This is a genomic window from Paraburkholderia sp. BR10141, assembly GCF_056155635.1.
In genome coordinates, this window is sequence record NZ_JBMIQH010000005.1 from 261,029 (window position 1) to 274,169 (window position 13,141).

13 protein-coding genes and 2 pseudogenes are annotated in these 13,141 nt (G+C 64.5%); 7 read left to right on the plus strand and 8 right to left on the minus strand.

Translation table 11 applies throughout. The features are described from left to right. Nucleotides 1–69: 69 nt before the first annotated feature. Both ACOJB8_RS09740 and ACOJB8_RS09745 read left to right on the plus strand, forming a co-directional pair. Nucleotides 70–1,497, plus strand: a complete 1,428-nt coding sequence (locus ACOJB8_RS09740; RefSeq protein ID WP_475012278.1) for an aminotransferase-like domain-containing protein — start codon at nucleotides 70–72, stop codon at nucleotides 1,495–1,497. 347 nt (nucleotides 1,498–1,844) lie between these two features. Next, nucleotides 1,845–2,381, plus strand: a complete 537-nt coding sequence (locus ACOJB8_RS09745) for a hypothetical protein (RefSeq protein WP_368605216.1) — start codon at nucleotides 1,845–1,847, stop codon at nucleotides 2,379–2,381. Between the two features lie 186 nt (nucleotides 2,382–2,567). On the opposite strand, the gene ACOJB8_RS09750 is transcribed toward ACOJB8_RS09745, so the two are convergent. Further along, complete coding sequence (locus tag ACOJB8_RS09750; protein WP_368605215.1) at nucleotides 2,568–4,172, minus strand: EAL domain-containing protein; 1,605 nt, start codon at nucleotides 4,170–4,172, stop codon at nucleotides 2,568–2,570. Between the two features lie 205 nt (nucleotides 4,173–4,377). Between ACOJB8_RS09750 and ACOJB8_RS09755 the strand changes: the two genes are divergently transcribed. Next, nucleotides 4,378–5,844: an MFS transporter gene (locus ACOJB8_RS09755; protein WP_475012281.1), complete on the plus strand. Its 1,467-nt coding sequence runs from the start codon at nucleotides 4,378–4,380 to the stop codon at nucleotides 5,842–5,844. 271 nt (nucleotides 5,845–6,115) lie between these two features. Here ACOJB8_RS09755 and ACOJB8_RS09760 read toward each other — a convergent pair whose 3' ends face one another. From ACOJB8_RS09760 to ACOJB8_RS09775, 4 genes are all read right to left on the minus strand, one after another. Beyond that, complete coding sequence (locus ACOJB8_RS09760) at nucleotides 6,116–6,277, minus strand: type VI secretion lipoprotein TssJ (RefSeq protein ID WP_475012283.1); 162 nt, start codon at nucleotides 6,275–6,277, stop codon at nucleotides 6,116–6,118. A gap of 273 nt (nucleotides 6,278–6,550) precedes the next feature. Further along, entirely contained in the window at nucleotides 6,551–7,606 is a 1,056-nt protein-coding gene (locus tag ACOJB8_RS09765; protein ID WP_475012285.1) for a relaxase/mobilization nuclease domain-containing protein, read from the minus strand. 1 nt (nucleotide 7,607) lies between these two features. Further along, the gene (locus ACOJB8_RS09770; protein ID WP_475012286.1) at nucleotides 7,608–8,129 is read right to left on the minus strand and encodes a plasmid stabilization protein; all 522 of its coding nucleotides are present in this window, start codon (nucleotides 8,127–8,129) and stop codon (nucleotides 7,608–7,610) included. A gap of 10 nt (nucleotides 8,130–8,139) precedes the next feature. Then, nucleotides 8,140–8,592: a hypothetical protein gene (locus ACOJB8_RS09775; protein WP_475012288.1), complete on the minus strand. Its 453-nt coding sequence runs from the start codon at nucleotides 8,590–8,592 to the stop codon at nucleotides 8,140–8,142. A gap of 107 nt (nucleotides 8,593–8,699) precedes the next feature. On the opposite strand from ACOJB8_RS09775, the pseudogene ACOJB8_RS09780 reads away from it, so the two are divergent. The 3 genes and pseudogenes from ACOJB8_RS09780 to ACOJB8_RS09790 all read left to right on the plus strand — a co-directional run. After that, a pseudogene (locus ACOJB8_RS09780) lies at nucleotides 8,700–8,885 on the plus strand (branched-chain amino acid ABC transporter substrate-binding protein); the annotation flags it as partial. Next, nucleotides 8,872–9,615 (plus strand): ABC transporter ATP-binding protein, encoded by a 744-nt coding sequence (locus tag ACOJB8_RS09785; RefSeq protein WP_475012290.1) that lies wholly within the window; start codon nucleotides 8,872–8,874, stop codon nucleotides 9,613–9,615. The pseudogene ACOJB8_RS09780 and the gene ACOJB8_RS09785, both read left to right, overlap by 14 nt. A 26-nt stretch (nucleotides 9,616–9,641) precedes the next feature. Continuing rightward, nucleotides 9,642–10,358: pseudogene (locus tag ACOJB8_RS09790) on the plus strand (ABC transporter substrate-binding protein); the annotation flags it as partial. A 268-nt stretch (nucleotides 10,359–10,626) separates the two neighbouring features. On the opposite strand, the gene ACOJB8_RS09795 reads toward ACOJB8_RS09790, so the two are convergent. From ACOJB8_RS09795 to ACOJB8_RS09805, 3 genes are read right to left on the minus strand one after another with little or no spacing between them, the layout of a single operon-like run. Continuing rightward, nucleotides 10,627–10,908: an acyl carrier protein gene (locus tag ACOJB8_RS09795; RefSeq protein WP_475012291.1), complete on the minus strand. Its 282-nt coding sequence runs from the start codon at nucleotides 10,906–10,908 to the stop codon at nucleotides 10,627–10,629. Further along, a complete protein-coding gene (locus ACOJB8_RS09800) occupies nucleotides 10,895–11,317 on the minus strand; it encodes an acyl-CoA dehydrogenase family protein (protein ID WP_475012401.1) in 423 nt (140 codons plus the stop codon). The genes ACOJB8_RS09795 and ACOJB8_RS09800 overlap by 14 nt, the downstream gene beginning before the upstream one ends. After that, entirely contained in the window at nucleotides 11,212–12,324 is a 1,113-nt protein-coding gene (locus tag ACOJB8_RS09805) for a VirB4 family type IV secretion/conjugal transfer ATPase (RefSeq protein WP_475012293.1), read from the minus strand. Before ACOJB8_RS09805 ends, ACOJB8_RS09800 begins: the two co-directional genes overlap by 106 nt. Here ACOJB8_RS09805 and ACOJB8_RS09810 point away from each other — a divergent pair. Then, nucleotides 12,308–13,042: a 3-oxoacyl-[acyl-carrier-protein] synthase III C-terminal domain-containing protein gene (locus ACOJB8_RS09810; protein WP_475012295.1), complete on the plus strand. Its 735-nt coding sequence runs from the start codon at nucleotides 12,308–12,310 to the stop codon at nucleotides 13,040–13,042. The two genes, ACOJB8_RS09805 and ACOJB8_RS09810, sit on opposite strands and share 17 nt — an antisense overlap. Nucleotides 13,043–13,141: the final 99 nt, after the last annotated feature.

The window sequence follows — 13,141 nt, forward strand, 5'->3', positions numbered from 1 at the left end:
TGGCAGCCCATTTCACAGCAGCAAGGCAACGTGGCAGACGATCGAATTTTGTATGGAGTTACTACTTGCATGAAAGCCGACTATTACCAGACAAAATCGGATGACGATCTCCAGACAAAAGGTCGACAAGCCACGTATCTGGAGGTCTCCCGCAATCTCGAGGAGCAGGTGCGCAGCGGTCAGTACCCACCCGGCAGCCGCCTGCCGCCGCAGCGCGATCTGGCCGTGGAACTGGGCATCAACGTCTCCACGGTCTCGCGCGCGTATAAGGAATTGCAGGCGCGCGGGCTGATCGTGGCGAGCAAGCGGCGCGGCTCGATCGTCACCGGCGGGGCCATGCCTGCCGTCGGCGCGGCGGCGCAGCGCGGCAGTCAGGCGAGCGGCGCTGGAGCGGGTGGCGTGGTGGACCTCACCGTCAACCGGCCGGCGACCGGAGAATTTCTCGCGCAGCTCGCCCGCACGATGGCGTCGATCTCGCGCGACCCGCGCTTTGCCGAAACCCAGGAATACCAGCCGCCCCAGGGCGCCGAATGGGCGCGCGCCGCGGGCGCGCAGTGGATCGCCGCACCGGGCTTCACGCCCTCGCCCGAGAATCTCGTCGTGACGAGCGGCGCGCAGCACGGCCTCTATGCGGTCCTGAGCAGCCTGATGGGACACGAAGGCGTGATCCTTTCCGACAAGCTGACGTACTACGGCCTCAAGGCGCTCGCACCCGTATTCCAGTTCGAGCTGGTCGGTATCCCGAGCGACGCCGAAGGCCTCCTGCCCGACCAGCTCGAAGATGCCTGCCGCCGCATGCCGGTGAAGGCCATCTTCACCGTGCCGAACCTGCAGAACCCCAGCGTGGTCACGATGAGCCTCGAGCGGCGCCTCGCGCTCGTGGAGATCGCGCGGCGACATCACGTCGCCATCATCGAGGACGACGTGTACGGGCCGTTGCTGCGCAAGCGCCTGCCGACCATCGCGAGCCTGTGTCCCGAGCTGACCTTCCACGTGGCCTCCACCTCGAAGGTGCTCGCGCCGGGGCTGCGCATCGGCTATCTGCTCACGCCGCCGCACGGTGCACCGCTCGCAGCCGAAGCCGTGCGCACGACGGCCTGGATGCCTGCGCCGCTCACCACGCTCATCACCACGCGTTGGATCGAGGACGGCACCGCTCACCTCATCCTCGAAGCGCAGCGTGCGGAGCTGCAGGCGCGCCAGGAACTCGCTCTCCAGATCCTGCCGCGCGAGTTGCTCAACAGCGACCCGGCGTGCATGTTCGTCTGGCTGCGCGTACCGGCGCCGTGGCGTTCCGACGACTTCGCCGCGAACGCGCTCGCGCGCGGCGTGAATACCATGCCCGCTTCGGCCTTCGCGGTGGACCGCTCGACGCTCGAGCACGGCGTGCGTATCAACCTCGCGTGTGCAACCTCGCGGGAGCAACTCGCGCGCGCACTGAAGGTTCTCGCTCGCACACTGCAGGACCGGCCGCGCGCGCTCTTCGGCACGATCTAGGCCGCACCCGGATTTTCCCCAATGGGTTGGCGTCGATGTGGCGTCGATGGGCTCGCCTGCTGCGTGAGCCCATCGACCATGCGCACGTCCATGCGCAATTTCTTCCGCTGCGAGTGCGCCTCGCGCAGCTCGAATCGGTCATAACGTCCGCGATGTTAGGCAACGACGGTGCACGTCAACCGCGCTCTGGTGGACTTCGCATCCATCTGCATCGCGTACGCACACATTCGGCTGGCAGGAAGCAAATCAGGTACTAGAATGCATTGGTGCAAGTGATGCAAAGGCAGTCAGTTCGGCAGGAACGTTCGACAGTTTGATGTTTCGAGTTCGTCATTGGAGGCATGCTCATGACGTGCCTGAACGAAAAGATTGTCGGTGCAGCCTTTTTTATGCTGAGCGGTTACGCATTCGCTCAGAGCACCGGTTTGAACATTCCCGAAACCATGACGGTCGCCAATATCCCGTCAATGCCGATGGAAGTGGTTCCAGCGCTGCCACCGGAACCCCAGGCGTACCTCCACCGGTACGAAATGGAATATCAGGCGAATCAGTCAAAGCCGTTTTACGCGGAAGTCGAAAGCTTTTATAGCGCGCCGGTGGCACAGGACAAATACCATTACGACTTCGTGAAATCCGCGCCCGGAAGCCGTTACGGTGAGCAGCAGGCTGCACGGTCGAGTGCCGATTATCTGCAGATGGGCCCTTCCACAGCGCCGCAAATCTCGATTCTTCAGGTGCCGGACAGCACGCTGAACATCGGCGCGCAGCCTCAGCGCAGGCTCTCGCTGACCGTCGACGAGTGGGTGTTTTCCGCCACCGCACGCGTCGCCATTCTTCATTCGCATAGCACAGGCGCAACGGTTACCGTTCGGCGCGGCTTCTAGATCCGCGTATCTGATTTAACTGTCGAATCGAGAAAGACATTAATCGAAACAGGAAATGGCGCAACCGGAAGCAAGTGCGCTTTTGCAGACAACCTTCGGTAAGGATTGCAGACTTCCTGCAAGCCGACTTTTCGCAACTTCGGCTTATGGAATTCATTACTCAAGACAAGTTCATACGTATTCGCGCTAGCGCACCGGCGACGACACCGCATAACGCACGAGCCTCGCGTCGCGCTGCATTTCGGCAATACTCGCAGCGGAGCCCGGACGCCGGTAGAAATACCCCTGCCCATAGCGAATGCCCAGACGTTGCAACATCTCGTGTTGCGCCTCGGTCTCGACACCCTCTGCAATGATTTCCATTCCGAAGTGACTGGCCAGCGCCACGATCCCCTTGACAAGCTGATCGCCGCGCCGCTCGAGTTGTCGTACGAACTGCCCGTCGATCTTCACGTAGTCGAACGGAAAGCGCCCGAGCGTGTCGAGGTTGCTGTGATGCGTGCCGAAGTCGTCGATAGCGAATTTCACGCCGCGCGCCTTCAGCGTCTCGAACACCGCCTCGGTGCGAGCGCGCTGTTCGAGCAGGAAACGCTCGGTCACTTCGAGAATCAGGATGATGTCCGGCGGCAGGTGCTCGACTGCGCCGAGCACGTCCGCCACGAAATCCTTGCGTTCGAAGTCCAGCGGCGCAACGTTGACGGCGAGGTGAAACGGACGCTCGCTCGTCGCGCGCACCATCTCTGTGGTTGCGCGTTCGAGCACGAAGCGCGTGACCGGTCCGAGCAGGCGGCTACCCTCTACGTCGGCCATGAACACGGCGGGACTCACTGCGCCGAATTTCGGATGGGTCCAGCGAATGAGCGCCTCTGCGCCGCTCACGCGGCCGGTCGCCAGTTCGACCACGGGCTGGTAGACCACATGAAACTGGCCGTGCCGCAGGCCGCGGCGCACCGCCGAGAGCAGCAGCCGGCGCGGCGCGAATGCGATGAGCCAGGCCGCGCCGATCAGCAGATCGACGAGCAGCGCCGCCGCGCCAAAGCGCAGACCGTATTTCCAGCGCGCGTCGCGATGCGCGCTTGGCGCGAACGCCACGTCGACGGCGAAGCCCCAGCGCGAAGATGTGGCACGCGCACCCGCGTGGCGCGCCGCGTCGCCGGCGGCGAGCAGCGCGCCACGGTCGTCTATCGCCGCAGCGCCCGGCACGGAGAGCGTGACGCGGCCCGCGCCGTAGCGCACGCCGTGCGCGAGTGCATCGGTCAGATACGCCGACTCGATCACGTAAAGCAGGCCAACGTTCTCGCCGGTGGGTACATAGAGCGGCATGACCGGCACGTGGGCCTGCCAGGGCGAGCCGCCGATCAGCGTGACCGCTGTGCTCGCAGGTACATGCGCGAAGAACGGAGCGAGCGGCAGGTCGTAGGGGCCGAGCGCAGACGAACAGTAGAGCCGCCCGTTCGCCACGAGATTGATGCCGCGCACGTAGTTGACGTGCGTTCTCAGCTCGGCGAACTGCCGCGCCACACGCTCGCAGGGCTGCCCCGGAAGTGCGGCGAACGCGGCACTTTGTGCGGTGAGCACGCTATCGAGAATGTGCTCGATCGCGGACACCATATCCTGCGCGATCAGACCTTCATGCTTGCGGATCGACTTGTCGCCTTCCCTCACGCCGGCGGCCGCCGCGAGCAACAGCAGACTTGCGGCGCACACGAACGTGACGATGGCGGCGAGCGTGGGCGTGAGGCCCGACCAAAGGGACTTGCGAATCGAAGACCACGTAGCTGGTTTTGTCATGGGCACGCCTGTGCATGGATGGCGTGCCCCGTTCCGGACATGATCGGGCATAGGCTCCCTGCACGTCACCCGCTTTTTGTATGAACAGACGATACGTTACGTCAACCGCTTCCTCACATGTTAGTTTTTCTCTTTTCACGCGCACCCCGCATTCCGGGAACGGCGCATGCTACTACGCATCGCGTGCTGAACCCGGCCTTGCCCGATGAATCCTCCCAATACGACCGAGACGACTGATAAGCCCGCCATCATCGCAACCACGCTGCCCGCGCGCCTCGATCGCTTGCCGTGGGGCCGCTTTCACGTGCTCATCGTCGTGGCGCTGGGCGTCACCTGGCTGCTCGACGGTCTCGAAGTCACGCTGGCCGGTGCGGTAGCGAGTGCGCTGAAAACAAGCCCGGTGCTGCATCTCGACAATGCGCAGGTGGGCCTGGCCGGTAGCGCGTATATTGCCGGCGCGGTGTGCGGTGCGCTCGGCTTCGGCTGGCTCACGGACCGGTTGGGCCGCCGCAAGCTCTTTTTCATCACGCTCGCCGTGTATCTGCTGGCCACCGCCGCAACAGCGTTTTCATGGAGCTTCGCGAGCTTCGTCGCGTTTCGCGCGATCACGGGCGCGGGCATCGGCGGCGAGTACGCCGCCATCAATTCGACGATCCAGGAGTTCACGCCCGCGCGCGTGCGCGGATGGACCGACCTCAGCATCAACGGCACGTTCTGGGTGGGCGCGGCCATCGGCGCGGCGGGCTCGCTCGTGCTGCTCGATCCGCACCTGCTGCCCGCGGACTGGGGCTGGCGCGTGTGCTTTTTCATTGGCGCGGTACTCGCGCTCATCATTTTGCCCATGCGCCGCTGGATTCCCGAAAGCCCGCGGTGGCTGCTCACGCACGGCGAGCACGACGAGGCGAAGCACATCGTGGAAGGCATCGAGACGCGTTTTCGTGATGCGGGCCATACGCTGGAAGACCCGCCTGACGACCCGCTGCGTCTGCATGCGCGCGGCCATACCCCGCTGGGCGCGGTGTTTCATGCCATATTCGTGCGGCACCGCCGTCGTGCGCTGGTGGGTCTATCGCTCATGACCGCGCAGGCCTTCTTCTACAACGCGATTTTCTTCACCTACGCGCTCGTGCTCACCGAGTTCTATCACGTGCCCGGTGGCGACGTGGGCCTCTATCTGCTGCCGTTCGCGCTCGGCAACTTCCTCGGGCCGATCGTGCTGGGGCGGCTCTTCGACGTGATTGGCCGACGCACGATGATCGCCGCGACCTACGCGCTCTCGGGCGTGCTGCTCACGGCGAGCGGCTGGATGTTCGAGCACGGCATGCTCACGGCGACGATGCAAACCGGCGCGTGGATGGTGATTTTCTTTTTCGCCTCGGCGGCGGCGAGTTCCGCCTATCTGACCGTGAGCGAATCGTTTCCGCTGGAGATCCGGGCGCTTGCCATCGCCGTGTTCTATGCGTTCGGCACGGCGCTGGGCGGCATCATCGGCCCGGCGTTCTTCGGACGACTGATCGATACACACCAGCGCAGCGAAGTGTTCACGGGCTACGTGGTGGGATCGGCGCTCATGATCGCGGCTGCACTCGTAGCCGCGATCTGGGGCGTGGACGCGGAGCGCAAGTCGCTCGAACATGTGGCCGCGCCGCTTTCGGCCGTGGGGAAGGAGTAGGTTCGCTGCGTTACTGCGTTGCCTTCTGTGAAGGTGCGTCGGCCGCGAGCAGCAGCTGGTTCACGAGTTCGAGCTTCAGCGGTTTGTCCGGATCGGTTTTTTTCGATCACGTACTTCCTCCCATTGCCACTACCGGGATTACGATAAAACGCGACGATCGCTACGTATGGCGTATCGCCCTTCAACGCCTGTGTCAGGCCTGCGCAAGCCCCGGGGTTCAGCGTGGCCGCCATGCTGGCCTGCAGGTCCTGCGCGAGGACGGTGCGATCGTCTATAGCCGATAGTCGCACGAGGCGCCATCGACGATCTCGAGGTCCCTGAACTGATAGAAGCGCACGGCGACCGAAGTTGGACGGCCGGCATCAGCCGGATTCAATGCCTGACGCGCGGCCAGATCGACATCAAGCACCTTGACCTTCTTGTAGAACACCACACGTGACACGTGCCAGGAGCACGCAAGCCGGCCCCCCACAGACCGGCGTTCCCCAAGCAATGGGATCGATGGCCATCGGAATCATGCCGGCCATCAGCCGCCTTGCGTTTCCTGGTTTATGAAAGTATGAGCACGCAACTACAACCCGCGCTGGTCAACCGCCTGACACTGCCTGTGTCTGCCCGGTTGCACTCTCTCTACGTCAATCAACGTTGATCTGAACGTGTCGCCTGGCCACGGAAGGATCGGCATTGCCATGCATCGCTCCTCGGCTCACCGCTCCAGGCGGGCATCCGGATCGTCTGGAAACAGCTCGCGCTGGGGCTCATCGCGTTCAGTGCGATGAAATCCGCGCTCCCGCATCGAGTGACGATGATGCCCACCTTCTGCGCGGTCACCCAGCCCAGGCCTGGGCCCGGGTCGACCTCGCTGGACTGGCATCGTGTGCACGAAGTCGGTGATCACATCCGCCAGGCTCCGGTCATCGGGGCTCGGTGAGCCAGCCACTGCGTGAGCCATACCTCGCCATGCTTCGAACGTCCCGGCGTGGGCATACCACGAGGCAAGGCGCGTTGGCCCGTCCAGCTCCTCTCGCCAGTAGCGCGGCGTTTCTCCACGCGCCATCATCTGAACGACGGCCTGCTTCGAATAGCGTCGGGTTTCGCCACGGGCGTGCCGTGGCGTGGCATTGGCCTCAACCCCGAGCTCGCGTAGTTGCCCCGCAAACCGTTCACGCCAGCGTTGCAGATCCTGTTTGCGCGGGTTGAGCCGCCTGCCATCCGGCCCGCGTACCTGCACACTCAGGTGCACGTGCGGGTGCGCTTCGTCGTCGTGCGCGGCGAAGGCATACCGTCTGCCGTCGCCGAATTCCCCAGCGGCAAACGCACGCGCGGCGTCGCGCACCGCCTGTCTGTTCGTGCCTGGCGGCATCGAGAGCAGCACATTGAATACCTCGCGCCTGCGGCTTTCCTCCGGAATGCCCCAGCCACCCAGGTGCCAGGCGTGCGTGAGATCGCGCAGCGCTTCGCGCCCGAGTACGACCATCCCGTCCTGGTCCTCGAGTTCCACCTTCCCGTTGCGCGAGATGTAGCGCAGATGACGACGCACCGCGCCCATACCCTGCGCGCCCGACGCCTTGTTCGTGATCTTGACCATCACCTCAGGGGTCCGCCTGAGCGTGCGTGCAAGTTTCTCGCGCATGCGTCGCCCTTCCCGCCCAAGCTCACCGCGCGACATACGCGGCGCGCGCACATGCCGTAACGGTTCGTGAAAGAGCCGGTCTCCCCAGTCCAGCAGCATCTGGTCGACCCAGGTCATCGGGAACGGCATGCTACCGGCTCCAGCGATCGAGGTTGGCGCGCAGCACCTGCGCGACTGCGCGCAGGTGCGTTTCAATCATGGCACGGACTGCGTCGGGCATGCCCGTCATGCGATACGCATCGTCGTGCGCCTGCAACCGGCCCAGCAGCGTCACGATGGTCGCCAGTTGCTGGTTCGAATCCGCAAGCAGCCGCATCTCGCGCTCGCCCAGCTGCGGTTCATGCACGAGCTGCGAGCGGACCACTGCAACCACCCAGCGGTTGACGTTCAGGCCAGCCGCCCACGCACGCTGCCTGACCGCTTCGAGTTCGGCCTGCGTGAGACGGATTTCGAGGCGTTCGCGATGCCCGCTGGCCACAAGATGATGTCGTTCATGCCTGGACGCTGTGCCTTGCGGCTCAGCCTGGCTCAGCAAATCGTGGACCAGTAGCCGCACACCATCGGCGGCTGCCACGCCATGAAGGGCGCACCACGCCTCCCACCGTGGCTTCGCCGGCCCGAGATCCACACACAGTCGCGCCCGCGTGGTCATGTGTGCGCTCCTACCGCGAAGGCGGCGCGGGTTCTTCCCGGGCACGTTCAACCTCACGGCCCGCAACGCGCTCCGCCACCGCGCGGGTGCGACGGTTTCGGGTGGAAGGCGCCAGCGGATCGAACACGCGCGGCGCCGGCACGGTGACGCCCTCGGCCACGAAGGCTTCCAGCAGCCGGCGCGCATGCTGCTGCACCCGCGTGATCGATCGCTCGCTCAGACCATGCTCGCGCATCGCCGCAGTCAGCACCGCCATCTGCACGGCAAGTTCCTCGGGGCAAGCGCGGGGAGGCTTGCGCCTGGGCGCGGCGTGTACGGGCTCCGATTCGAGCGGCTGCGCCGCCGCCCATTCGGGCTCACCCTTTTTCCCCGCCGCGCCGGGGCGAGCGTGCGTGCGCTCCTGGCCCACCACATCGACGCGCCAGATATTGCGATAGACGTCCTTTTTCTCTTCACCGGTCATGTTTCCCCTCGTATCGATAACGGGCACCGCCACGCTCACCAGGCGCCGGCCAAGATTTTCAAGCGTGACCTGCTGTCCAGCGAGCGCGCCGGATTGCGCAACAGCCCTTCCGAGAGCGGTGCGCGGTACTTGCCATCGAACATGACCTGGGCTTCGTGCAGTCTCTCGCATGCGAAACATGGGTGATGCACCGCGGAGAGGTGGTTCGACGCGGATCGTATTCGGAGATCGCGAACGACGAGGAGATCCGTCGTATCTATCTGGGGCGGGGAGCGGCACATGTTGCGCATTGAAAACCTTTGCGCCGGATACGGCGACGTGGATGTGGTCCATAACCTGACGCTGGAAGTGCTGCCCGACGAGGTGCTCGGCGTGCTGGGCTGTAACGGCGCGGGCAAGACAACCCTGGTGAAGGCGATCATGGGTTTGCTGCCGTGTGTGAGCGGGCAGGTGGTTTTTATGGAACAGCTGGTGACGGGGCTGCGCACGCACGAGATCGCGCGACGCGGCATCGGCCTGGTTCCGCAGGGGCGCTGGATTTTTCCGAAACTGACCGTGCGCGAGAACCTGCTGATGGGTACGCGGGCCGCCGGTGGGGCGGACATCCTCGACGACGTATTCGATTACTTCCCGGTGCTCAAGTCGCGACTGTCACAGCAGGGCGGCACGCTCTCAGGCGGCGAGCAGCAGGTTCTCGCCATCGCACGCGCCCTGTGTGGCCGCCCAAAACTGCTGTTGCTGGATGAGCCGTCCGATGGCGTGCAGCCCAACCTGGTTGAGCGTATCGGCGAAGTCATCCCGGAACTGTGTCGTCGCTCGAAGCTCTCGGTGCTCCTTGTCGAACAGAACCTCGATCTCGTACTTCAGAGCGCGCGGCGCTGCATTGTGCTCAGTAACGGTCGCCTCGTGCACGCCGGCGTCGTCGAACCGCAACCGGGTGGGAGTGGCGAACACCCGCTCGCGCGCTACATCTCCCCGGCCGCAGAACCTGCCGCGGATTTCCCTCAGGAACACATCCAGTGAAGCCAGTGACCTTTTGTGAGAATTGCATGAACCGTCGTGATTTTTCCCGAAGTATGCTGCTTGGCGCAGCCGCATCCCTTGCTGCATCGGCTGTCTCTCCGTTCGCGCGTGCCGCCGCTCCGTTGAGGATCGGGCTGCTCGCACCCCTTAGCGGTCCCCTGACGCGGGTGGGACAGACCAACCGCAACTGTGCCGAGCTGGCGGTGGACGAGATCAACGCAGCGGGCGGACTGCTTGGCCGGCCGCTGCAGCTGAGCGTCGAAGACACGCAGATGTCCACGGCGGTCACACTCGAGAAGGCGCGACAGCTTTTCATGCGTGACGACGTCGCGATGATCACGGGCATGGTGCTACCGTCCGAGCGCGAAGCGGCGCTGCAGGCGGCGAGGGCAGCACGAAAGCTCATCGTCTATCCGAACTTCGACGAAGGGCGGTGCGACCCTCAACTGCTCACGACTGGACTGGCGGCAAACCAGCGCATCGAGCCGCTCATTGCGTGGCTCATGCGTAGCGGAGGAAGATCAGTTTGCGCTGTCGTCTCGGACATCGGCAGCAACCGCAAGGTGCTGATCCCGCAACTGCAGGCGGCGGTGGCCCGGCATGGCGGGACGTTCCTCGAAGTCTACTGGCTACCCTTCGGCACGCGCGACTATGGTGCCGTCCTGCAGCGCGTTGCCAGTGCGAATGCGCAGATCGTATGGCACAGCATCGGAGACGACCCGGTGACCTTCGTGAAGCAGTACCCTGGATGCCATTTCCGAGAGGAGCAGGTGGGGTTCGCAGGCGACATGCAGCGGCATTGCGGTGCGCGCTGTCGCCGACAAGTGTGCGACGGGACCTGGATCCGTCACCTCGCGGCTCCAGCGCAGCGTATCGGCATACACCGATTGCATGACGGTCTCCCGTGCGGATGAATGTGTGGCCGGCGGCTGCAACGCGAGATCGGGCCGAACGCGCGTCTGTGGGACATACCGTGCCGTGGCCGCGATGCATGCCTGCCCGCGGACGGTGTCAGTTACGGCGGACATGGGATTCCACGAAGGACACGAGGTTGCCAAAACGCAGGAACAGGTCGGCAGAGAGATCCTCCGGCGCGAGCGTGAAGGCGAAGCGCTGCTCGAGCTGCAGAAGCAGGTCTGTCATGTTCATGGAGTCGACACCAACGTCGAAGAGGTTCGTGTCGTCCGCGATCAACCCGGCAGGCATGGTGCTGCCGATAGCCGACAGCAGGCATGACCGGATAGTGGCGGCGAGTGCCTCGCGTGCGGGACCTTGCGTGTCAGACGTCGTCATGAGGTGTCTCCTGCCCGGATCGGTGGGCGGTGGCTTTGTCAGGCGAGAAGCCCGGTGATGAGTCGGGCGCGGTGTGGCACTCGCAAGTCGCGTTTGCGATGTCCCAGGGGCGAGCCGTTGATCGTTGCGCTGCCCGCGCGATCATGAGCCGCTGCAGATCGCCGGTACCTTCCATGATGTCGAATGCCCTGGCGTCCCGGTAACCCTGCTCTAGTGACGGACAGGCAGCGATACCCTCGATGCCGGCGAGATCCATCGCCGCGCGCGTCACCCGCGCGGCCACGCGCGAGGCAAACGCCTTGGTCATGGATGAATCCAGCGAGGTTGCAATGCCACGATCCGCTTGCGAATCGTTTTCTGCCTGTTGTTTGCGAAGTCGGTGAATACAGGGTCGCGCAGACGCTTCCAGAACTCGGTCATTACATAGATGAAACGCCGCCCGTCGATCAGGCTTTCGGTCAGGTGCAACAGATACATCGTCACCGGCGTCGACACCTCGGGATCGTCCAGCAGTTCGGTATCGTCGAAACCGAACAGCTGGTTGTGGCTGAAATCCAGCTGGTCCGACGGGTTGTCCAGTACCCAGCCAAGCCGTCCACCCGCACACCATCTGGTGAGCCGTGCGTGCAGGCTGTTCTCGCCCACGGCCGGCATCAGCTGCCGTACCATCGACAGGCGCCGCAGCGGCCGCGCCATACGGGCGACCTCCCTTACGGCGCGTGAAACGTCGAGTTCGTCCCTGGCCGAAAGCGGCGCACCGCCATCGACAAGCCGGCGAACGAGCCGCTCCCAGAAGTCCAGCACGGCCTCGTCGGGGTCGAGCTGGAATGGATTGAGTCCCGTCGGGACGCCCCGGCGAAAGACCGTGTAGTGGCCACCCATCGCGCGCACGCCGATTTCGGTGCCACGGTCCTTGTCGTAGACGATACCCGTGACGCCATACTTCATCGCCATGGCGAGCAGGAACAGTTCGAGCACCGTCTTGCCGGCGCCTGCCTGCCCGATGATCTGGGTGTTGGCCAGCGCCTTCTCGTCGCCGGAATCCTTCTTGTCCGGGGTCGCGTGGAAGTTCAGATACAGTGGCTGACCGCTTGGCGTCTTGACGATCGTGATCGCCTCGCCCCACGGGTTGCCGTCGCGCTTGCCCGTCGCGAAGTTGTGCAGGCTCGCGAGTCCACAGAAGTTGCGCGACGTGAGCTTCGCCTCGCGAGGCCGGTAGCGCCAGTTGCCCGGCTGCTGCGCGAACCACGCAGCGTCCGCCACCAGATCAACGAGCGCGGTCTGAAAGCCCACGTCAGCGAGCTGCGTGCGCGCCTTCGCCACGTGCTGCGTCACCTCGTCCGGGCGGTCGCCGAGCACGGCCAGCGAATAGTGATATTCGCCAAGCACGAAGTCCCCATTGATCAGGTCGTCCATCGTGCACGGCGATGCCGCTGCTGCACTCCTCGTGGAGAGAACCCGCCACGAAACCGCGGGCCTGCAGCTACTCGACGCTGCAACCCGGCACGTTCCCGCTCACATCAGGCGCCCTGCGGCAGGCGCCGCCGATGCGCGCACGTCCACCCTGCTGTCGATGATCGATTGCCTCCTCGCGCAACACGGCCTTCACCGCGATGAAATCGACACGGTTGTGGGGCACCCGGCAATCTCATCGCTCACGACGGCAGTCTGCGAGCGGCTCGGCCGGCCGGGGATCCTCGGTGATGGTGCCTTTGCTGCATTCATCGAGCGCGGCGGTGTGGCGAACCGACTGCTTGCGGTCGCGACACACGCCAGCGGCCTGGGATGGCCAGGCGTGCTGGCAAACAACGATCCCCGTCTGGCCGCGCAGTCCTTCCTTGCGGCACGCAACCTGATCCGCCACACGCTCCAGCAGGCGCACCGGTCACTGGACGATATCCAGCTTGTCCTGCCCCACCATCTGGATCTGCCTGCGTGGTATTGCCTGCTCGATTCGCTTCGGATCCCGCGGAACCGCTTGTTCGCGCAGAATTTCAGCCGGATCGGCCATGTCACCGTCAGCGATGCGTTCATCAATCTCGCGCAGTGCGATGGGCTGGTTCCCGGCAGGCCACTCCTGCTCTTTGCACGGGGCGTGGGGGGGTTTTCCGCAGCGGCACTGCTGTGCCCCTGAGGTGACGGTGAGCCTGACTGCGAGGGCGACAGCGGGCCTTGCACGTAGCCGCCGCCGCAACGCAACGTGGAAGGGTCCCCTGGAACGAAGCGCCGATCA

Bases quoted from the DNA above. Each gene is read 5' to 3' on its own strand.
- ACOJB8_RS09745 (WP_368605216.1), top strand. From the start codon at position 1,845: ATGACGTGCCTGAACGAAAAGATTGTCGGTGCAGCCTTTTTTATGCTG.
- ACOJB8_RS09775 (WP_475012288.1), bottom strand. From the start codon at position 8,592: ATGACCGGTGAAGAGAAAAAGGACGTCTATCGCAATATCTGGCGCGTC.
- ACOJB8_RS09805 (WP_475012293.1), bottom strand. From the start codon at position 12,324: ATGGACGACCTGATCAATGGGGACTTCGTGCTTGGCGAATATCACTAT.
- ACOJB8_RS09770 (WP_475012286.1), bottom strand. From the start codon at position 8,129: ATGACCACGCGGGCGCGACTGTGTGTGGATCTCGGGCCGGCGAAGCCA.
- ACOJB8_RS09755 (WP_475012281.1), top strand. From the start codon at position 4,378: ATGAATCCTCCCAATACGACCGAGACGACTGATAAGCCCGCCATCATC.
- ACOJB8_RS09795 (WP_475012291.1), bottom strand. From the start codon at position 10,908: ATGACGACGTCTGACACGCAAGGTCCCGCACGCGAGGCACTCGCCGCC.
- ACOJB8_RS09765 (WP_475012285.1), bottom strand. From the start codon at position 7,606: ATGCCGTTCCCGATGACCTGGGTCGACCAGATGCTGCTGGACTGGGGA.
- ACOJB8_RS09785 (WP_475012290.1), top strand. From the start codon at position 8,872: ATGTTGCGCATTGAAAACCTTTGCGCCGGATACGGCGACGTGGATGTG.
- ACOJB8_RS09740 (WP_475012278.1), top strand. From the start codon at position 70: ATGAAAGCCGACTATTACCAGACAAAATCGGATGACGATCTCCAGACA.
- ACOJB8_RS09750 (WP_368605215.1), bottom strand. From the start codon at position 4,172: ATGACAAAACCAGCTACGTGGTCTTCGATTCGCAAGTCCCTTTGGTCG.